This window comes from Rhizobium anhuiense bv. trifolii, assembly GCF_024346605.1.
GTDB classification, from domain to species: Bacteria; Pseudomonadota; Alphaproteobacteria; order Rhizobiales; family Rhizobiaceae; genus Rhizobium; species Rhizobium anhuiense.
The window spans coordinates 1,383,156-1,403,341 of sequence record NZ_CP098801.1 but is presented as its reverse complement, the minus strand read 5'-3'; the positions used below and the strand labels follow the sequence as shown (position 1 = coordinate 1,403,341).

19 protein-coding genes are annotated in these 20,186 nt (G+C 63.5%); 11 read left to right on the top strand and 8 right to left on the bottom strand.

All coding sequences use genetic code 11. The annotated features are described in order from the left end of the window. Positions 1–9 precede the first annotated feature (9 nt). The 7 genes from NE851_RS06730 (at position 10) to iolD (ending at position 9,007) form a co-directional block, all read left to right on the top strand. Positions 10–1,008 (top strand): ABC transporter permease, encoded by a 999-nt coding sequence (locus NE851_RS06730; RefSeq protein WP_028755777.1) that lies wholly within the window; start codon positions 10–12, stop codon positions 1,006–1,008. A gap of 10 nt (positions 1,009–1,018) precedes the next feature. Next, entirely contained in the window at positions 1,019–1,831 is an 813-nt protein-coding gene (locus tag NE851_RS06725; RefSeq protein WP_028755778.1) for an ATP-binding cassette domain-containing protein, read from the top strand. Positions 1,832–1,923: 92 nt separating this feature from the next. After that, a complete protein-coding gene (locus NE851_RS06720; protein WP_028755779.1) occupies positions 1,924–2,829 on the top strand; it encodes a sugar phosphate isomerase/epimerase family protein in 906 nt (301 codons plus the stop codon). Between the two features lie 119 nt (positions 2,830–2,948). Continuing rightward, entirely contained in the window at positions 2,949–4,121 is a 1,173-nt protein-coding gene (locus NE851_RS06715; RefSeq protein WP_028755780.1) for a Gfo/Idh/MocA family protein, read from the top strand. Positions 4,122–4,199: 78 nt separating this feature from the next. Then, positions 4,200–5,141 (top strand): sugar phosphate isomerase/epimerase family protein, encoded by a 942-nt coding sequence (locus NE851_RS06710; RefSeq protein WP_028755781.1) that lies wholly within the window; start codon positions 4,200–4,202, stop codon positions 5,139–5,141. Between the two features lie 120 nt (positions 5,142–5,261). Continuing rightward, positions 5,262–7,175, top strand: a complete 1,914-nt coding sequence (locus NE851_RS06705; protein WP_028755782.1) for a bifunctional 5-dehydro-2-deoxygluconokinase/5-dehydro-2-deoxyphosphogluconate aldolase — start codon at positions 5,262–5,264, stop codon at positions 7,173–7,175. After that, positions 7,172–9,007, top strand: a complete 1,836-nt coding sequence (gene iolD / locus NE851_RS06700) for a 3D-(3,5/4)-trihydroxycyclohexane-1,2-dione acylhydrolase (decyclizing) (RefSeq protein ID WP_028755783.1) — start codon at positions 7,172–7,174, stop codon at positions 9,005–9,007. The genes NE851_RS06705 and iolD overlap by 4 nt, the downstream gene beginning before the upstream one ends. A 6-nt stretch (positions 9,008–9,013) precedes the next feature. Here iolD and NE851_RS06695 read toward each other — a convergent pair whose 3' ends face one another. Continuing rightward, a complete protein-coding gene (locus NE851_RS06695; protein WP_028755784.1) occupies positions 9,014–9,937 on the bottom strand; it encodes a LysR family transcriptional regulator in 924 nt (307 codons plus the stop codon). Positions 9,938–10,067: 130 nt separating this feature from the next. Here NE851_RS06695 and NE851_RS06690 point away from each other — a divergent pair, with 130 nt between their 5' ends. The 4 genes from NE851_RS06690 (at position 10,068) to NE851_RS06675 (ending at position 13,036) form a co-directional block, all read left to right on the top strand. Beyond that, positions 10,068–10,916 (top strand): DODA-type extradiol aromatic ring-opening family dioxygenase, encoded by an 849-nt coding sequence (locus tag NE851_RS06690; protein WP_028755785.1) that lies wholly within the window; start codon positions 10,068–10,070, stop codon positions 10,914–10,916. Beyond that, positions 10,913–11,287, top strand: a complete 375-nt coding sequence (locus tag NE851_RS06685; RefSeq protein WP_028755786.1) for a glutathione S-transferase N-terminal domain-containing protein — start codon at positions 10,913–10,915, stop codon at positions 11,285–11,287. Before NE851_RS06690 ends, NE851_RS06685 begins: the two co-directional genes overlap by 4 nt. A 31-nt stretch (positions 11,288–11,318) precedes the next feature. Next, positions 11,319–11,726, top strand: coding sequence for a DoxX family protein (locus NE851_RS06680; RefSeq protein WP_028755787.1), 408 nt, complete (start codon positions 11,319–11,321; stop codon positions 11,724–11,726). Between the two features lie 125 nt (positions 11,727–11,851). Then, positions 11,852–13,036 carry a hypothetical protein gene (locus NE851_RS06675; protein WP_028755788.1) on the top strand — a complete coding sequence of 395 codons (1,185 nt, stop codon included), beginning with the start codon at positions 11,852–11,854 and terminating at the stop codon, positions 13,034–13,036. A 15-nt stretch (positions 13,037–13,051) separates the two neighbouring features. Here NE851_RS06675 and NE851_RS06670 read toward each other — a convergent pair whose 3' ends face one another. From NE851_RS06670 to NE851_RS06640, 7 genes are read right to left on the bottom strand one after another with little or no spacing between them, the layout of a single operon-like run. Further along, positions 13,052–14,065, bottom strand: coding sequence for a succinylglutamate desuccinylase/aspartoacylase family protein (locus tag NE851_RS06670; RefSeq protein ID WP_254955522.1), 1,014 nt, complete (start codon positions 14,063–14,065; stop codon positions 13,052–13,054). Between the two features lie 31 nt (positions 14,066–14,096). Further along, entirely contained in the window at positions 14,097–14,441 is a 345-nt protein-coding gene (locus NE851_RS06665) for a RidA family protein (protein WP_028755790.1), read from the bottom strand. A 38-nt stretch (positions 14,442–14,479) separates the two neighbouring features. Further along, positions 14,480–15,790: an alanine racemase gene (locus tag NE851_RS06660; RefSeq protein ID WP_254955521.1), complete on the bottom strand. Its 1,311-nt coding sequence runs from the start codon at positions 15,788–15,790 to the stop codon at positions 14,480–14,482. Further along, entirely contained in the window at positions 15,783–16,736 is a 954-nt protein-coding gene (locus NE851_RS06655; protein ID WP_028755792.1) for an amidohydrolase family protein, read from the bottom strand. The genes NE851_RS06660 and NE851_RS06655 overlap by 8 nt, the downstream gene beginning before the upstream one ends. Then, entirely contained in the window at positions 16,733–17,674 is a 942-nt protein-coding gene (locus NE851_RS06650; RefSeq protein ID WP_028755793.1) for an ABC transporter permease, read from the bottom strand. The genes NE851_RS06655 and NE851_RS06650 overlap by 4 nt, the downstream gene beginning before the upstream one ends. After that, the gene (locus tag NE851_RS06645; protein ID WP_028755794.1) at positions 17,671–18,633 is read right to left on the bottom strand and encodes an ABC transporter permease; all 963 of its coding nucleotides are present in this window, start codon (positions 18,631–18,633) and stop codon (positions 17,671–17,673) included. The genes NE851_RS06650 and NE851_RS06645 overlap by 4 nt, the downstream gene beginning before the upstream one ends. Beyond that, positions 18,630–20,144 (bottom strand): sugar ABC transporter ATP-binding protein, encoded by a 1,515-nt coding sequence (locus tag NE851_RS06640; RefSeq protein ID WP_254955520.1) that lies wholly within the window; start codon positions 20,142–20,144, stop codon positions 18,630–18,632. Before NE851_RS06640 ends, NE851_RS06645 begins: the two co-directional genes overlap by 4 nt. Positions 20,145–20,186: the final 42 nt, after the last annotated feature.

Below are 20,186 nucleotides of genomic sequence, written 5' to 3'. Positions count from 1 at the left end.
GATAGGCATATGAACAATCTTTCATTCGGCAACCTGTTGCGCCGTCCCGAGGCGGGTGCATTCCTCGGACTTGTCGGCGTCCTCCTGTTCTTCGTCGTGTTCGGCAGCACCAAATTCCTGGAGCCCGCCGGCGCCGCAAGTTGGCTCAACGTCGCCGCCAATCTCGGCATTATCGCTCTTCCCATCGGACTTTTGATGATCGCAGGCGATCTCGACATTTCGATCGGCGCGATGATCCCCGCCGGCTCCATGACCGTCGCGGTCCTCTCGGGCTACTACGATCTTCCCATATGGGTCGGAATGTTCGGTGCGCTTGCCTTCGGCCTCATCGTCGGGCTGGTCAACGGCTACCTCGTCGTGCACACGGCCGTGCCTTCGCTGATCGTTACGCTCGGCACCCTCTTTGCGGTACAGGGCCTGATGCTTGGCACCTCGGTTCTCGTCACCGGCACGACGAGCGTGGCACTGACGGCCGACCCTTGGGCAAAGTTCCTTTTCGGGCAATTCCTGGGCGGATCGTTTCAGGTGATCATTCTGTGGTGGGTGGCCATCACCGCGATCTTCATCTTCTTCATTCACTTCTCGCCTTACGGAAACTGGATTTTCGCGATGGGCGGCGACAAGGTCAGTGCCCGCAACGCCGGCATTCCGACGACCCGCCTGACGATGGTTCTCTTCGTCCTCTCGGCGATGAGCGCGTCCTTCGTCGGCATGTGCCAAGCCATCCTGTTCAATTCCGCGCAGGTTTCGGGCGGGATGACATTCATCTTCAACTCGATCATCTCGGTCGTCGTCGGAGGTGTGCTGCTGACCGGAGGCTTCGGGTCCGTGATCGGGATCTTCTTCGGCACGATCACCTTTGCCGTCGTCAACCAAGGCATCTATTTCACGACCTTCGACCGCAATTGGTCGAGCCTGATCATCGGCGTGATGCTGCTCGTGGCCGTCCTGATGAACAATACGTTCCGCCAGATGGCGCTGACCTATTCACCCAAGAAGAAGAAGTGAGAGCTGAGACATGGCTGGCCCAATTCTTGAACTTGAAAACGTCAACAAGTCCTTCGGCCCGATCGATGTGCTCTACGACATCACATTGAGCGTTCATCCCGGTGAAGTGCTTTGCCTGCTGGGTGACAACGGCGCGGGAAAGTCCACCCTGATCAAGACGTTTGCCGGTGTCTACAAGCCGACGAGCGGCACGGTGAAGTTCGAAGGCCGGCCGATCGTCTTCCAGAATCCGCGCGAAGCTGCAGACCTCGGCATCGCAACGGTGCATCAGTTCGGCGGCACCTTTCCGCTGATGAGCATCGGCCGTTCGTTCTTCGTGGGGCGGGAGCTGACCAAGGGCTTCGGCCCGTTCAAGATCTACGACCGCAAAGCCGCAAATGAAATCGCCGTCAAGGCCGTGCGCGAGTTCGGCATCACCCGTATCGACGATGGCGATCGCCTGATCGGCGGTCTGTCGGGCGGGGAGCGGCAATCCCTGGCAATCGCCCGAGCCGTCCACTTCGGCGCCCGAGTGCTGATCCTCGACGAGCCGACCGCGGCTCTCGGCGTCAAGGAGGCGGCGCATGTGCTGCGCATTGTCCTGGAAGCGCGCCGTCGCGGCCTCGCCGTCATTTTCATCACCCACAACGTCATTCACGCCATGACGGTGGGAGACCACTTCGCGGTGCTCATCAAGGGTGCGAAGGCGGCAGATTTCCGCAAGGGCGAAAAGACACGCGAAGAGATCACCGACCTGATGGCAGGAGGCGAGGCCATGGCCGAACTCGAAGCCGAAATCGAAGCGTATTCGACGGCGCACAGCGGACATCCCCCGCCGGTCTGAGCGACCGCCGCAACGGATGAACTCCAGAAACTCTAATGAGCTCGCCTACGCCGGCGGGATGGCCCAGCACAATCATCGGACAGGTAACAGCCATGAAGATAGCAATCGACCCCTTTATGCATCGCCACCTCTCACTCGAAGAATTGCCCTCGAAAGTGGCCGAACTCGGATACGAGTGGATAGAACTCAGCCCGCGGGCCGATTTTCTCGAGTGGTTCAAGGCGCCGCGGGTGTTTCCGGCCCGCGCCAAAGCATTCAAGAAAGCACTTTCCGACGCCAAGGTCGGCATTGCCTCGATCTTGCCGATGTACCGGTGGGCCTCGAACGATGAAAATGAGCGGCAAGCTGCCGTCAAGCACTGGAAGCGCGCCATTGAGATCAGTGTCGAACTCGGCGTCGACACGATGAATTCGGAATTCGGCCGCGGGCCCCACCCGGACAAGGGTTCGTGCTACTGCTGCCATACCGGTTCCATGATCGAGGCCTGCGAAGAAGCCTGGTGGCGTTCGATGGAAGAGTTGGTGCCGATCTTTGAAAAGGAAGGCATAAATCTGCACGTCGAACCGCACCCCGAGGATTGGTGCGAAACCCTGCAGCCAGCACTCGATATCATCAGGACGGTCAACTCGAAGAACGTCAAGTTTCTCTATTGCGCGCCGCATACCTTCTATTTCGGTGACGACACCAAGGCGATGCTCCGGGAAGCAAAGGACGTGCTCGCCCATGTCCATGTCGGCGACACCTTCAATCACAAGGCCTCCTCCGGGCTCCGCTACATCCTCAACCCTCCGGGCACGCAGGCCAGGGTGCACCAGCACCTGAACATCGGCCAGGGCGAGGTTCCCTGGGAGGATTTCTTCAGCACGCTGGCCGAGATCGGGTTCGACGGCATCATGACCGCATGTGTTTTCGCCTGGGAGGACAAGGCCGACCACTCCGGCAAGTTCATGCGCGCCGAAATGCAGCGCTTTGTCGACAAGTACTGGACCGCGAAATAACGCGCGATGCCCCTCCAGCGCTTCGCGATGCAGCCAGGTGATTGGCGCGAGCGACCGCGACCGGGGTTCTGCCCAGAACGCTCAAACATCACAGACATTCATTCCTGGAAGGACAGAAGATGATCAACGGAGAAAGAACCATCGAGCGCCCGCTGCGCTGGGGCATGGTCGGCGGCGGCCGCACCGGGCAGGTGGGCTACAAGCACAGAACCGGCGCCCAGCGCGATGGCACATACCGGCTCGTCTGCGGCGCCTTCGATCTCGACGCCGAGCGCGGGCGCGACTTCGGCACGAAGCTCGGCGTCGCCGCCGACCGGTGCTACGATGACTATAAGGAGTTGCTCGCCAAGGAGGCCGGACGCGAGGACGGTGTCGAGGTTGTCTCGATCGCCACCCCGAACTTCACCCATTACGAGATCACCAAGGCATGCCTCGAAGCCGGCCTTCATGTGATCTGCGAAAAGCCGCTGTTCTTCACCGTCGCCGAATGTGACGAGGTCGCGAGACTCGCCGAAAAGAAGGGCCTGATCGTCGGCGTCACCTACGGCTTCACCGGCCATCCGCTGGTTCATCAGATGGCGGCGATGGTCAAGAAGGGCATGCTCGGCGATATAAGAATTGTCGACATGCAATATACCCACGGCTTCAACGCGGGCGACGATATCGGCGCCGGCGAAGCCGTGAAGTGGCGCACCAATCCCAAGACCGCCGGTCCGACCTTCGTTCTCGGCGATATCGGCACGCACCTCTACTATCTCTCCGAAGTGGTGCTGCCGCATATGAAGATCGAAAAGCTGCTCTGCGACCGCAAGGCCTTCATTCCGACCCGTGCGCCGCTCGAAGACCACGCGACCGTTCTCATGCATTACGACAACGGCGCCCGGGGCCGTCTTTGGGTGTCCTCGGTGAATGCCGGCAATATGGGTTCGCAGCGCTACCGTTTCGTCGGTTCCAAGGCCTCGATCGAATGGTCCGATTCCCATCCCGATCAGCTGATTTACGAAGTGCAGGGCGAACCGAACCGCACCCTGCACCACGGCATGCCCTACCTCGAAGAGGAAAGCCTCGCCTGCGATCGCATGGGCGCGCTGCATACCGAGGGCCTCGGTGACAGCTGGGCGAACATCTACCTCTGGATCGCCCAGGCGATCGACGCAAAACGCCGCGGCGACGAGGCCTTCCTCAAGAACCATCATTATCCCGGCATCGAAGCCGGCACCGAAGGTGTGCGCTGGCTTGAAAACTGCGTCCGCTCGGCAGACGCAGGTTCGGCTTGGGTCGAGTTCAATTGATCAACCAGGGGACGTGCCGGATCTCCTCCATCCTCCTCCCAGGCGCGTCCCCAACCCCGCTTTTAGAAAGACAATGACATGAAACTATCGATCTGCACCGACGTGATGGGCGACCTTTCCTTCACCGACATGCTCGACAAATGCGTCAAACTGGGTGTCGAAGGCATCGAGATGACCGGCGGCGGCTGGTCTCGTGCGCCGCATTTCCGCGCCGACGAGCTGCTTGCCGACAAGGGTCTCTTGAAGACGAAGCTCAAGGAAATTGAAGCGCGGGGCCTGGAAATCGCTGCCCTCAATTGCTCGGCCAACCCGCTCGATCCGGGTGACATGGGCAAGCGCCACCGCAAGGAGATGGAGCAGACGATCCGTCTCGCCGGTGAAATCGGCGTGAAGACCATCGTCACCATGTCCGGACTGCCGGAAGCCGCACCCGGCGACATGGTTCCGAACTGGCTGGTCTACACGAAAAGCTGGCCGGAGGAGATGCCCGAGCGCGATCGCTACCAGTGGGAGGACCGCGCATTCCCACTCTGGCATGATCTCGTGAAGCTTGCCAAGGAAGTGGGCGTCGAGAAGTATGCGCTGGAAAACTTCTCGGCCATGCTCGTCTGGAACCCCGAGACTCTGTTCCGTCTGCGCAACGAGGTCGGCCCGACCGTCGGCATGAACCTCGACCCCAGTCACCTGTTCTGGAAGGGTGCCGACCCGATCGCCTCCGCCCGGGCGCTTGGAAACGCAATCCACCATTGCCATGGCAAGGACACGCGCATCGAACGCGGGCTTGCCGATGTCAACGGTCTCCTTGAACTCAAGGACGTCACTGATGTCGCCAACCGCACCTGGAACTACGTTGCCGTCGGTGCCGGACATGATCTGCAGTGGTGGAAGGAATTCTTCTCCGTCGTCCGCATGGTCGGTTACAACGGTTGGGTCAGCCTGGAAATGGAAGACTTCACCATGTCGACCGAGGCCGGCATCCAGTCCTCCATCGATGCGCTGCAGGCAACGATCAGCCGCTGATGGGCAGGCGCGGGCGACATTCGCCCGCGCCCCCCTGCATTCGTCGTTTGCTGCGAAGAGGCCGGCGATGCCCAAACCGATCACCAAGACAGATTTCAATAGGACTGCGAGGAAACCGACATGACCAAGACATTGGACGTGATCACGATCGGGCGAGCCGGCGTCGACCTCTATGGCGCACAGGTCGGAGGACGGCTGGAGGATATGGGATCGTTCGAAAAATATATCGGCGGCAGTCCGACCAACATCGCCTGCGGCACGGCGCGACTGGGCCTCAACTCGGCGCTGATCTCCCGGGTGGGCGATGAGCATATGGGCCGGTTCATCCGCGAGGAGCTTGCCCGACATGGTGTCGACGGTAGGGGTGTGGTGACCGATCCCGAGCGCCTGACGGCACTCGTCATCCTCGGCATCCGCGACGAGGAACGGTTCCCGCTGATATTCTACCGGGAAAACTGCGCCGACATGGCGCTTTGCGAGGAGGATATCGACGAGGCCTTCGTTGCCAGCGCCCGCTCGGTGTTGGTGACGGGAACACATCTGTCGCATCCGCGCACGGAAGCCGCCGTGCTGAAGGCGCTCGCCTTTGCTCGCAAGCATGGCGCCCGGACGGCTCTCGACATCGACTATCGTCCGAACCTTTGGGGTGTGGCCGGTCATGGCGAGGGGGAAAGCCGCTATGTGGCAAGTGGGCAGGTGACCGAAAAACTGCAGGCGACGCTTCATCTGTTCGATTTGATCGTCGGAACCGAGGAAGAATTCCACATCGCCGGCGGGACGACCGATACCGTGGCGGCGCTCAGGACCGTGCGCGCCGTCACCGCGGCGACGCTCGTCTGCAAACGCGGCGCCAAGGGGGCGGTCGCATTCGAAGATGCGATACCGGATAATCTCGACGACGGCATTTCGGGCGAGGGTTTCCCGGTCGAAGTCTTCAACGTTCTCGGCGCCGGAGACGGCTTTTTCGCCGGGCTGCTGAAAGGCTGGCTTGACGGCGAGGATTGGCCGACCGCGCTCCGATACGCCAATGCCTGCGGCGCTTTTGCCGTCTCCCGTCACGGCTGCACGCCGGCCTATCCGTCACTTCAGGAGCTGAATTTCTTCCTTAAGCGCGGCATGATGCGCCCCGACCTGCGCAATGATGCCGCACTGGAGCAGATGCACTGGTCGACCAACCGGCATGGCGACTGGTCCGAGATGCGCGTCTTCGCCTTCGATCACCGGATGCAGCTCGAAAGCATGACGGGTTACACGCCGTCGAAGGGCGGCGCCTTCAAGGAGCTCTGCCTTCAGGCCGCCCTGGCAGTGCAGAAGGGGCGATCCGGCTACGGGGTCCTCTGCGACGACCGGATCGGCCGGCGCGCGCTCCATACCGCCTCCGGCACCGGCCTGTGGATCGGCAGACCCTGCGAATGGCCGGGGTCGCGGCCTCTGACCTTGGAGCCGTCCCTCGGTCCCGATTGCGGCGGGCTGTCGGAATGGGCGCGCGAGAACGTCGTCAAGGTGCTCTGCTTCTGCCACCCTGATGACGACGATTCGACCTGGGACCGGCAACTGGCGGAAGTGCGTCGGCTTTACGTGGCGTCGCGCCGCAACAGGTTGGAATTCCTGCTCGAGGTCATCCCGTCCAAGGTCGCAAGCGTCACCACGGATACGACCGCGACACTGATCCGCCGCTTCTATGCCGAAGGCATTTATCCCGATTGGTGGAAGCTCGAGCCGCTGGACGAACCCGAAGCATGGGCGCGGGTCTGCGCCGCCATCGAGGAAAACGATCGTCATACCAGAGGGATCGTCGTCCTCGGCCTGGATGCGCCGGAGGACCTCTTGAAGGCGAGCTTCGAAGTTGCCGCGCGCTTCCCGCTCGTCAAGGGATTTGCCGTCGGCCGGACGATCTTCGGCTCGGTCGCCCGCGGCTGGTTCGAAGGCACGATCGGTGACGAAGAGGCCGTCGAGGAGATGGCGATACGATACTCCAGGCTCTGCGCGGTCTGGGACGGCGCACGGGCGCGCGTACGGGAGGCAGCAGAATGAGAACGATACGACTGACCGCGGCGCAGGCTATGGTGAAATGGCTTTCGGTGCAGATGACGGAGGATGGCGAGCGCTTCATCGAAGGCGTCTGGGCGATCTTCGGTCACGGCAACGTCGCCGGTATCGGAGAGGCCCTGCATGGGATCGGCGATGCCCTTCCCACTTGGCGCGGCCAGAACGAACAGACCATGGCGCATGCGGCGATCGCTTATTCGAAGACGCTGAAGCGCCGGCGCGCCCAGGCGGTGACGTCCTCGATCGGCCCGGGCGCCACCAATCTGATCACGGCCTGCGCGCTTGCCCATGTCAACAGACTGCCCGTGCTGTTCATACCCGGCGACATCTTTGCCAACCGCCGCCCCGAGCCGGTGCTGCAACAGATCGAGGACATGAACGACGGAACCGTCAGCGCCAATGATTGCTTCCGGCCGGTCTCGGCCTATTTCGACCGGATCGCCCGTCCCGAGCATCTCCTGACCTGCCTGCCGCGCGCCCTGGCGGTCATGACCGATCCGGGCAGTTGCGGCCCGGTCACGCTGGCATTCTGCCAGGATGTGCAGGCAGAACTCTACGACTACCCGGAAGCGTTTTTCGAACCGAAAGCTTGGCGCATCCGCCGTCCCGAACCGGACCCGCGGGAGGTCGAAGATCTTGCCGACGCCATCCGGGCCGCGCGCAGGCCGGTCATCATATCAGGCGGCGGCGTCATCTATTCTGAGGCCGAGGCCGAGCTCGCCGCATTCGCGGAGAAGCACCATATCCCCTTTGTCGAAACGCAAGCCGGGAAGGGCGCCAACAGCTGGGAGCACCCGCTGAATTTCGGGTCGCCTGGCGTGACCGGATCGGCGTCGGCCAACGCCCTTTGCGCCGAGGCGGATCTCGTGATCGGCATCGGCACGCGTTTCCAGGATTTCACCACCGGCAGCTGGGCGCTTTTCCGCAATCCCACGCGGCGGCTCGCCTCGATCAACCTTGCCGGATACGATGCCACCAAGCATTCGGCATTGCCCTGCGTCGGCGATGCCAGGATCACGCTCACGCGCCTTTCCGCAGCACTCAAGGCCTATCGCGGGCCTGAGGTCGATGCCGGGATCAGGACCGATTGGCATAGAACGGTCGAGCGCGTGACGGCGGCACCGGAAACGGACGGGCCGGGACACCTGCCCACCGACGCACAGGTCATCGGCGCCGTGCAGCGGGCGGCGACGGAAATCTCCGTGGTCATGTGCGCGGCCGGCACCATGCCGGGCGCACTGCAGGTGCTGTGGCAGTCCGCCAAGGGCGGATACCACATGGAATATGGTTTCTCCTGCATGGGTTACGAAGTGGCAGGCGCCATGGGCATCAAGCTCGCGCGCCCCGACAAGGACGTCATCTGCTTCGTCGGCGATGGTTCCTACATGATGGCCAATTCGGAACTCGCCACCGCCGTCATGCGGCGGGTGCCGTTCACCGTCGTGTTGACCGACAATTGCGGCTACGGCTGCATCAACCGTCTCCAGATCGAGTGCGGCGGCGCCGAGTTCAACAACATGTACAAGGACTGCAATGTCGATGTGCAGCCCGAGATCGACTTTGTCGCGCACGCCGCCTCGATGGGCGCCCATGCCGAAAAGATAGGGTCGATCGCCGAACTCGAGGCACGCATCGCCGCCGCGCGGGGGCGGAACATTCCGAGCGTTCTGGTGATCGACACCGATGCGGTTCCTGGAAGCGACGCAGGCGGCCATTGGTGGGATGTCGCCGTTCCGCAGGTCGGCGGCCCGGAGCGGCTCGAGCGAGCCCGCGCGCGTTACACCGAGAATGCCGCCAATCAACGCGTGTTCGATTGATGCAGGTCAGCCTGTCGGCCGGTTCTCGCCGGTCTCAGAGCAGAGGTTCTTTCGTGAAGCCAGGAAGTCGATGAAGGTGCGGACCTTGGCGGACAGATATTTCCTGCTGGGATAGACGGCGTGCAGGGTCGTGCTGAACATCACCTCTTCGGGGAGCACCACTTCCAGCCGGCCCTCGGCGATATCGGTCTGCGTCATCCACGCCGGCAGGAAGACCAGACCCATGCCCTCCAACGCGGCCAGGTGCAGCATGATCTCGTTTTCGCTCAGCATGACGGGGCGGAACTTCATCGTCGTCTGGCCCTTCGGTCCGTCGAGGGTCATGCTGCCGCTGGGATTCATGCCTTTGTAGAGCAAGATCGAATGCCCGTTGAGATCGCCGACTTTCGATGGCCGGCCGGTGCGCGTGAGATAGGCAGGGGACGCGACAAGATGAAAGGGGACGTCCATCACCGGCCGCGCGATGAGGCCGGGATCGAGCCGGTCGGGCGACGTGGCGCGGAGTGCCAGGTCAAAGCCCTCGTCGACGAGATTGACCAGCCGGCCGCTGAAATCCATGTCGAAGCACACGTCGGGATAGCGCTGATGATATTCCGCGATCACGCGGGCAATCGGCGTGTTCGCAAACCACATCGGGACACTTAGCCTCAAGGTCCCGCGCGGCGTCACCGTGACATTGCTGACGGCGTCTTCCACCTCGTCCAGGCCGTCGAGCAACAGCCTGGCCTGGTTGAAATAGAGCGTGCCGGTCTCGGTCATGCTGACAGAGCGGCTGGTACGGTTGAGCAACCGGCTTCCCAGCCGTTTCTCCAAGTGCATCACATGTTTGCTTGCCATCGCCGGCGAGAGACCGAGACGATCGGCGGCGGCCGTGAAGTTCTTCAATTCCGCCACAGTGCAGAAGACGCGCAGGCTCGTTAACGTATCCATCGATCATCAACATAGAGGAAACGTTCGCTCAATGAAAGCGTGATTGATCAATTGCTACGAAACGACGAATTTGGCTGCCGGAACCAAACTTCCTGTTCCAAGCCAGTATCGCTTCGAAAGAATGCAATCCGTGACCAGTCTTCGTCTTCCCACCTATTTCGTCAGTCATGGCGGCGGCCCCTGGCCCTATATGAGCGGCGAGTTCCGTCGCAACTTCGACAAGCTCGAGCAGTCGCTGATCGAGATGCGGGCCGAACTCGGCGATGCGCCCAAGGCGATCCTCATGGTCTCGGCGCATTGGGAGGAGCAGGGCTTTGCCGTCTCCTCCGGCGAAAGACCGGGGATGCTCTACGACTTTTACGGCTTCCCGGAATATCTGTACCACGTCAAGTACGGCGCTCCGGGCTCTCCCGAACTCGCGCGGCATGTCCGGGAATTGCTGAAGGCCGGCGGCATCGACGCCTGGCTCGATCCCGCCCGCGGCTTCGATCACGGCACCTACGGCATCATGCAGCCGCTCTACCCCGAAGAAGACATGCCCGTGGTCCAGCTCTCCATCCATGCCAGCTACGATCCCGCCGTCCACCTTAAGGTCGGGCGGGCGCTGGCGCCGTTGCGCGACGAGGGCGTGCTGATCATCGGCGGCGGTCTCAGCTATCACAATCTGAGGGCTTTCCAGGATGGCAGCGGACGCGAGCCATCCCGGCAATTCGATGCCTGGCTCCAGCAGACGCTGCTGCGTTCGCCGCCCGAAGAACGTGCCGAGCGGTTGTTGAACTGGGAGCGGGCGCCGCTCGCCCGCGCCGCGCATCCAAGAGAAGATCATCTCATCCCGCTGATGGTCGCGGTCGGCGCCGCAGGGAGCGAACCGGGCGCCGTCACCTATCACCAGACCGATTTTGCCGGCGGGCTCACCGCATCCAGCTTCCGTTTCGGCGCAACACCACGGCCCATCCTTTCCAAGGGAGACCTGCAATGACCGACAATACCCTGAAACCGATCCTCTACTTCAAGCAGAACTGCCCGTTCTGCTTCAAGGTCCGGCTGTTCCTGCTCGAAGCAGGCTTGAACGAAGACGTCGAGATCCGCGAATTTGTCTCCGGATCGCCAGCCGAGGACGACATTCGAGCCGAGCTCAGCCCGCACTTGGACAAGGTGAGTTTCCCCGCCGCCCGGCTCGAACCTGGCCGTTACATTGCCGAGTCGGATGACATCGTCGCCTTCCTAGCGGCAAAGGCCGGCCGCGAACCGGCTTCCATGCCGGCATTCACCAACTATGTCGAAGGCCCTCTGAAGCTCGTGATGAACCTCTGGAAAGAGAACATCGAGCTCAAGGCGGCGGCCGCTTGAACATCAAAACCATCATTCAGGAGAAATACCGATGCCAGACACGACCAAGTGGACGCCTTATATCCTCGCCATTTTGCGGATCGTCACCGCGCTGCTGTTCCTTGAACATGCCACGATGAAATTCTTTCAATTCCCGGCCGCCATCCCGGGCATACCGTCGCCTTTGCCCACGATGATCCTCGTCGCCGGTGCAATCGAGGTCATCACTGGCCTGCTGATGACGGTCGGCTACTACACCCGCGTCGCCGCCTTCATCGCTTCGGGCGAAATGGCCGCCGCTTACTGGATGGCGCATGCGCCGCAAAGCTTCTGGCCGGCGCTCAACATGGGCGAGTCCGCCATCTTGTTCTGCTTCGTTTTCCTTTATCTCGCCTTTGCCGGCCCTGGCCGCCTGGCAATCGACAATGCAGCGAAGCAGACGTCGCTCGCGAGAGCCTAAGCCCTCGACCTCCGCACTCCCGCTGTGCAGCGGGAGTGCCTTCAGATGACTGCGCGCAAAGATCCATCTGGACACTATTATGGACACATGTTCTATAAAGTGGACAGATTTGACGGGAGCGGGCGATGCATCTTTCCATGTGGACTTATCCCTGGGACATCCAGGATCAGGGGCTTGGTGCGTTTGCCGCCGAGCTTGACGGCCGCGCGGGCCTGAACACGGTCAGCCTGGCGACCTCCTATCATGCCGGCCGTTTCCTTCAGCCGCGCAGCCCGCAGCAGAAGGCCTATTTTCCCGAGGACGGAACGGTCTATTTCCGGCCGGATGAAAATCTCTGGCAGGACAAGCTGATCCGGCCGCTGATGGCCGGGAATGTCACTGAGCGCGGCGACATGCTGGATGCGCTCGTCAGGGCGCGCGATGCGACGGGCCTCAAGGTCTCCTGCTGGACGGTCTGCCTGCACAATAGCCGCCTCGGCATGCTGCATCCCGATCATGTGACGCGAAACGCCTTCGGCAATGCCAACTACTACAATCTCTGCCCCTCCAGCCCGGCGGCGCGGGACTATGCCGTCACCCTCGTGCGCGACATCACGACGAACTACTGGCCCGACATGGTGGAACTCGAGAGCCCGAACTTCATGGGCTTCGCGCATGAATACCACCACGAAAAAGACGGCGTCGGCCTGAATGCCGAAGACGATTTCCTGCTGTCGCTCTGCTTCTGCGACCATTGCACGGCGCGCGCCGAAAAGGCCGGCGTGCCGGTCGAAGGCGCGCGCCGCTCGGTCGCGCGCTTCATCGCCGAGCTCTGCGAAAGGGCTGTCCCGGAACCGCAGTTCCCGGACTTCCCGGCAGCCGGCATCGATGCCTTCCGCGACCATCCCGACCTGCATGCCTATCTCACCTGGCGCAGCGAGCCGGTGACCAGCCTGATCGGCGAAATCAAGGCGGCCGCCGACCCGGCGACACGCGTCGTGCTGATCGACCTGAAGGACGGCTGGCTCGGCGGCGTCGATCTCGCAGCCGCCGGCAAGCTCTGCGACGGGGCGATCCTATGCTGCTACGACATGGCGCCTGATGCCATCGGCGATGTCATCCGGACCGGCCGGGCGGCAATCGGGCCGGACAAATTTCTCGGGGTGGGCCTGCGCGTCTTCTATCCCGAGGTGAGCGCGGCTGCGGTGCTGGCAGCGCGTGCCAGGGCCGCCGTCGATGCCGGCGCTGACGGCGTGAACTTCTACAATTACGGCCTGATCCCGGCCAAACGTCTCGACTGGGTCAAGGCGGCAGTCGACGCCATCACTTGAGCAGATCGGCGCTCTTCAGGATGTGATGGGTTCGGCGACCTGGATCAGGCAGTCGCCGGCCTGGCTGTCGCAATGCAGCCTGTGGGAAATGACGATGCCGCTCTCGGCAAAACGCAACTCTTCCTCCGGCTGCTCCAGCCGTTCGAGATCATGATACCATCCGGCCAGATCGCCGGCGGCAACGGTGGCGCCGAGGGCAACAGCCGGCTCGAACCAGCCTCGGCGGTGCGCATAGATGCCTTGGCTGTGCCGCGATAGCGACAGCAACTGTAACGGCCCGGGCTCGGCGAGCGGTACGCGCGACAGGACCGGACGCTCGATAATGCCGAGTGTGACGAGCAGCCGGTCGATCGCCACCGCCGTGAAAGCCATTGTCTCAGGCGTCACGGTGCCGCCGCCGCCGAACTCGCCGGAAAGACCGACGGTTCCGGCCCTTGCCGCAGCGCCCATCGATGTCGGCGCCGTCGGCCCGTTATCGGCGACGAAGGCATGCGACGCACCCATTGCACGCATCAGCGAAACGGACCGCTCGAAGCGGGCGGCATCGGCCTGCCGCTCGATCAGCGTGCAGGGAAGGTGCGCCATGGAGGTGCCGCCCGAATGCAGGTCGAGCACGGCGTCATGACGCGGAAAGAGTTCATGTTCGAGGAAATGCGCCATCCGCGCCGTCGGCGAACCGGTTGGATCACCGGGAAAGGCCCGATTGAGGTTGCCGCCGTCGAAGGGCGAACAGCGCTTGGCCGCCATCACCGCCGGCAGGTTCGCCATCGGCAGGATGGTGACGGCGCCGCGGATTTCGGCGGCATCCAACAGCCGCATCAACCGTCCGAGCTGCAGTTCACCCTCATACTCGTCGCCATGATTGCCCGCCATCAGCAGCAAGGACGGCCCCTCGCCATTTTTGAGGCGAAGGACCGGAATGCGGATCTGATAATAGGGCGAACGGTCGACCGAATAGGGAATGGCGAGGTGACCGGCCTGCCGGCCCTCGCACGAAAAGTCGATCGGATTGACGAGGCCGCTATGCATGATCTCTCCAGTGCGGACGGTTGCGATGCCGTTACAGCGCGGCGATCGCGGTCATTTCAACACGCAGATCGGGATCGGCGAGACGAGCTTCGGTGCAGGCGCGGGCCGGCGGATTTTCGATGTCGATCCAGCTATCATAGACGCTGTTCATCGCCTCGAAATCGACGATCGCCGGCAGGAAGACGTTGACGGCGATGAGGCGCGAACGGTCGATCCCAGCCTCCTTCAACAGGGCGTCGATCTTGCCGAGCACATCGCGGGTCTGGTCCTCAATGCCCGCCTTGCGATTTTCCGCGACCTGGCCGGCAATATAGACGAGACCGCCGTAGCTGACGGCTTGGCTCATACGCGAACCTTTCTGATAACGCTGGATCATAAGCGGGTTTTCCTTTTCTTGCTTTTTGGAGGGAGAGTTCAGCCGAAGCTGGTCAGATAGGCCGCCGTCACCGAATGGTCCGGATCGAGCCCGTAAAGGATGGCATGCCGGTCAAGGCAGGTGCAGGGATGCGAGATGCCGTACTCGATGACGTCGCCGACCGAAACGTCGCTGCCATCGGCAAGTGCCACGAAGGCGTGCTGATCGTTAAGGCGAAACACTTCGGCGCCTTCGAGATCGGCAAGATGCGCACCATTGCGGTAGAGCGCCAGCGGCCGCGGCAGGCCCTGGTCCATCGCCACGTCGCGCATGCCCATGCCGCAGATTGCAAGCCGCGGCTCCGGCCGCGACAGCACCTCGGCCCAAACCCGCAGCGCCGGACGGAAACCCGCAGCCGCGGAAATCATCTCGCCGCCGATGCGCAAGCCGCCGCGTGCATCGAGGCCGGCAAGGCCGCGCTCGTAGATGCCGTGATCGTGGAAGAAGATCGCGCCGCTGCGCAGCACCAGCCGACAGGCCGGATCGGCCGCAACGGCGGCTGAAAGCCTGGCAACCACAAGGTCGAAAAACACCGAGCCGCCTGCCGTCATGAGGAGCGGCCGCTCGTCGCCGATGCAGGCGCGCAGCTTCGGCAGGAAATCGGATGTCACCGCCATCAGCGAGTCGATGCGACGCATCGTCTCTTGCGCATCGGCGGTCGCCGCCGCGCCCTCATAGGCGGCGATGCCGGTCAGCCGGAAGGTCGGAGTCTCCACGGCAAGGATCGCCTCGAGAATTGCCTCGGCGGCGTCGGCGCTTCGGGCACCGGCGCGGCCGGCGCCGAACTCCACCAGCAGGCCGAGAGGCGGCAGATCGGCACGTTCCCGCCATGCGGCGCAAAGAGCCTCGACGAGCGCCGTCGAATCCACGAAAATATGCAGTTCCGCATCGGGATATTGGCCGAGCAGGGCCGCCAGCCGTCGGGCGGCGGCAGCTCCACCGATCTCGTTGGCGAGGATCAGCCGACGCTGTCCGGCCTTGAGCAACACGGCCGCCTGACGGATATCGGCGACCGTCGTGCCCCAGGCGCCTGCGGCCAGAAGCGCCGTCGACAGCGCCGTCGACATGGGCGTCTTGGCGTGCGGGGCGATTTCGGCGCCATGGCTCTTCACATAGATCATCATCAGTTCGGCATTGTCGGAGAAAGCCTGCTGGTCGAGCGAGATCAGCGGCAGGGCCATCCTGCCGTCATAGGGCTTCCATCCTTGCTTGCCGATGGCATCCAGCGGGAGCGGCGGATTGCCTGGCGGAAAGCCGCGCACCTGCTCGTCGATCAGTAGGTTTTCGGTCGTGGTATGAAGGTCAGACATGGCAGTCCCTGATCTCGGCCGGATCGGCGATGCCGAGGCGATAGGTGTCATTGGCGGTGGCAAAGAACAAAGCGCGCTGCTCGTCGTAAGAGAGCTGCGCGGCGACCGTGCGGAAAACCTGATAGACCTCGTCGAAAGAGGCGTGCAGGCCGGCGACCGGAAAGTCGCTTGCGAACATGGCGCGTGTCGGGCCGAAACAATCGAGACAATGCTCGATCACCGGCCGCAGGCTTTCGAGCGTCCATTGGTTGTCGTAGGCGACGAGGTCGGAGATCTTCAGGCGCACGTTCGGCTCGCTGCCGAGCGCCCGCAGGCCACCGCGCCAGAGCGTCATGCCATCCGCCGTCCGGTCGGTGGGGCTACCGCCGTGATTGAGCACGAAAAGCGTTTGCGGAAAGGCGCGCACCAGGTCGAGCGCCTCGCTCATCTGCCAGGGATAGAGCATCAGGTCGAAGACCAGCCCGAGCCGCGTGGCGTGCGCCAGGCCCGCCCGCCAGGCGGGATCGCTCATGCAGTTGGCGCGCGACGCAAAACTCTTCGCCACATCGGGATGCCAGCTCAAAATATCGCGGATGCCGACGACGTTGGGATTTGCCGCTTCCGCCTCGAGCAGGCGCATGGCGTCCGGCCCGTCGAGGGGAACGCGCGCGATATAACGGTGCGCCACGCCGGAACTGCGGTCGAGGCCATCCAGCCAGCGGCTCTCTTCCAGCGGATACGCAACGGACCAGCCGGCCTCGACATGCACCGTGGCAACCACATTCTGGCGGGCAGCATCGGCGCGATAATCGTCGATGCCGTAGTTGCGCAGGATCGGCGCCAGGCTTCCGAAAACCATCTCTTCGCCTGATGCCCGCGCCTTCTGAAGCCAGGGATGACGTTCCATCCTAAGGTCCCAGAGGTGATGGTGCGCGTCGATCACCGGCCCGTGATAGAGTTCCGTCATCGGCGCGCCTCCCGGCCGGAAACCAGCAGAAGGGCGAGGATCAACGTGCCGAACATGATCGACCGCCAGCCGGGCGAGGCATTGACGACCGTGATCAGCGCCGTCGTCGTCACAAGCAGGATCGCCCCCGGAACGGTCCCGGCATAGGTGCCGCGGCCGCCGAGGATGGAGGTGCCGCCGAGCACGACGGCGGCGATCGAGGTCAAGAGATAGGGGTCGCCGATGCCGACATAGCCCTGCCGGTTCATGCCGAGGACGAGAATGCCGGCAAGACCGGCGAAAAAGCCCGACAGGGTATGGCCGACCAGCGTGTTGCGCGTGACGCTGACGCCGGAAAGCCGGGCCGCCAGCGGGTTCGCCCCAAGCGCCAGGAAACGGGCGCCGATCGGCATGCGGTGGACGAGCAGCAGGACGACGATCGAAACGACGAGCCACAGGATGATGCCCGAGGGGATGCCGAGCGGCCGCGCCTGCCCGAGCAGGATGACCGCCGGATTGCTGACAGTGACGGCGCTGCCGCCGGCGATGATGACGAGCAGGCCCTGCAGGAAGGTCGCCATGGCAAGCGTCATGATGATCGGCGGCACGCGAAGATAGGCAGCACCGGCGCCGTTCATCAGGCCGATGCCGGTGGCGATGGCAAGGGCCGCCACGATGCCGGCAAGGCCGGTCGGGTCCCAGGCCGGCGAAATCAGCGGCAGCAGGATCGCCGTGACGGTGATGACCGCTCCGACGGAGAGATCGATGCCGCCCATCAGGATGACGAGCGTCTGCCCGGCGGCGGCAATGCCGATCACCGCGGCGAGTTCGAGCAGGTAGCGCAGGTGGCCATAGGCGCCGAAACCACGCAGCGAGAGGCTTGCGACGATCCAGACGAGTGCGACCAGAAGCAGGGTCAGGAGCGGCGGATTGCGGAACGCGGATCGGATCATGTTCATCGCCTTGCCCTCCATACCCCAAGAAGTTCCGGAACAGCGACCGCCCCAACGATGATCAGCCCTTGCGCGACATATTGCGCGACCGGCGGGAAACCCAGGAAGAACATGACGTTGATCATGACCGAGAGCAGCAGGCTGCCGCAGATCGCGCCGCGCATCGTGCCCTTGCCGCCGAGGAAACCGACGCCGCCGAGCACGGCGGCGGCGATCGAGTTCAGCGTGAAGGGCGTGCCGATCACCGGATCACCCGAGCCGGTCTGCGCGGCGACGAACAAACCGGTCAGCGTTGCAAGCAGACCGGACAGCGCGAAGGCTGCGACCTTCACCCGCTCGACCGGGACGCCGGAGCGGAATGCGCCGACCGGATTGTCGCCGGCCGCGTAGATGCCGAGGCCGAGCGGGGTTGCGAGAAAGACCTTCCAGAGCACGAGGATCACGATGAGCAGCAGGAAAGCGACGGGCGTGTGGCCGGCCAGCGTGGTCGACAGCCAGTCGGGAATGAACCCGCCCGGCCGCGGCAGCAGGATGAGTGCCACACCGCCGATGATGAAGGAGCCGGCAAGCGTGACGATGATCGCCGGCAGCCTCAGATACGTGACGATGGCGCCGATGACGGCGCCGATCGAAAGACCGGCGAGCGAGACCGCGAGAATGCCGCCCGGCACGCCGAGCGCTCCTTCCATCGTCGTCGCGGCGATCACCGCTCCAAGGCTGACGAGCGGGCCGATCGCCAGCGTGATGCCGCCGTTCAGCATGAGCAGCGCCTGCGCCATGGTGACGAGCGCCAGCGGGAACCAGTTCTGCGTGAACTTGGAGAAGCCGCCGATGGAAAGGATGCCGGGAAAGAGCAGCGCATAGAGGATGAGAAAGGCGGCGACGACCAGATAGAGACCGGCAAGGCCGCGGTTGCGGCGGAGCTGGATCGAGCCGTAGAGCCGGGATGATGAAATTGTGCTCATGCCGCCTCTCCCTGCGTCGCGGTCGCGATGCCCATGGCCGCGCCGACGATCGCCCCTTCGCTGATCGCATCCTGCGACAGCACCGCCGCGACGCGCCCCTCGCGCAGAACCACGACACGGTCGCAAAGATGCACGAGCTCCGGCGTATCGGAACTGGCCAGGATGACGAGCCGCCCCTCGGCGGCGAAAGCGCGGAGCATGAGGTAAATTTCCCGCTTGGTCTCGATGTCGACGCCGCGCGTCGGATCGTTGAGCAGCAGAACGAAAGGATCGAGCGGCAGCCATTTGGCGAGCGCCACTTTCTGCTGGTTGCCGCCGGAAAGCGCCTGCACCGGGCGGGCCGTGTCGCCCTTGATCGTCAGCCTGCGCGCGAGATCGGCGACCAGGCCGTTTTCCGCCGGCCGGTCGCGTAAGCCGTTGCGAGCGAGCCGTCCGAGCGAGGGCAGGATGAGATTGGATGCGATGGAGTGGGGCAGCACCAGCCCCTCATGCTTGCGGTCGGCAGGGACATAGACGATGCCCGCCGCATTCGCCTCGCCGACATCGGCGGGCAGGGCGGGTTTGCCGGATACTTCCGCGCGAGCGGCTGAGGCTGGAATCGCGCCGTAAAGGCCGAGCAGCAGGTCTTCCTGCCCTTGTCCGACGAGCCCGCCAATGCCGACGATCTCGCCGGCGCGGGCGGAGAAGCCGACGTCACGCACCATGCCGGCGGAGAAACCTTCGACGCTGATGCGTGTTTCGCCGGACTTGGTGGCGGCGCGCGGCGGGAACAGGTCGCCGGTCTCGCGGCCGACCATGAGGCGCACCAGGCCCTCGCCGTCGATGCCGGAGAGCGACTGGTCGGCGGTGACCAGGCCGTCCTTCAGCACCGTGACATGCGAGCAGAGCGCCTGCACCTCATTGAGGCGGTGGGAAATATAAAGAAGTGCCGTGCCGCGGTCCTTGAGCGTCTCGATCAGACGGGCAAGGATGCCGGCTTCGTGGGCGGAGAGCGACGAAGTCGGCTCGTCCAGGATCAGCACGCGCGGCTTGCGGAACAGCGCCTTGGCGATCTCGACCATCTGACGGCGGCCGAGCGCGAGATCGGCGACCGGCATGTCGAGCGCTTCGGTAAGCCCGACCATGTCGCAGACATCCGACACGCCGCGATGAAGCGCTTTGTAATCGATCAGACCGAAGCGGCGCGGAAATGCACCGAGCCCGATGTTTTCGGCAATCGACAGACTGGCCGTCAGGCTCAGCTCCTGCTGAACGACGGCGATACCTGCCGCGCGCGCCGCCGCCGGGCTGAAGCGCCCGACGGGCTTGCCATCGACGAGGATGGAACCGCTGTCCGGCTGGAGAGCACCGGACAGGAGGTTGATCAATGTGGATTTGCCGGCGCCGTTTTCGCCGAGCAGGGCGTGAACCCTGCCCGGCAGAAGGGCGATATCGACGCCCTTCAAAACGGGATTGCCGAAAAATCCCCTGAACACCTGCCGGGCTTCCAGCAGGGGTCGTTCTTCCGTCATGACGGCTTTCCTCAACCCGAGTTACTTGGTCGGATTATTTGG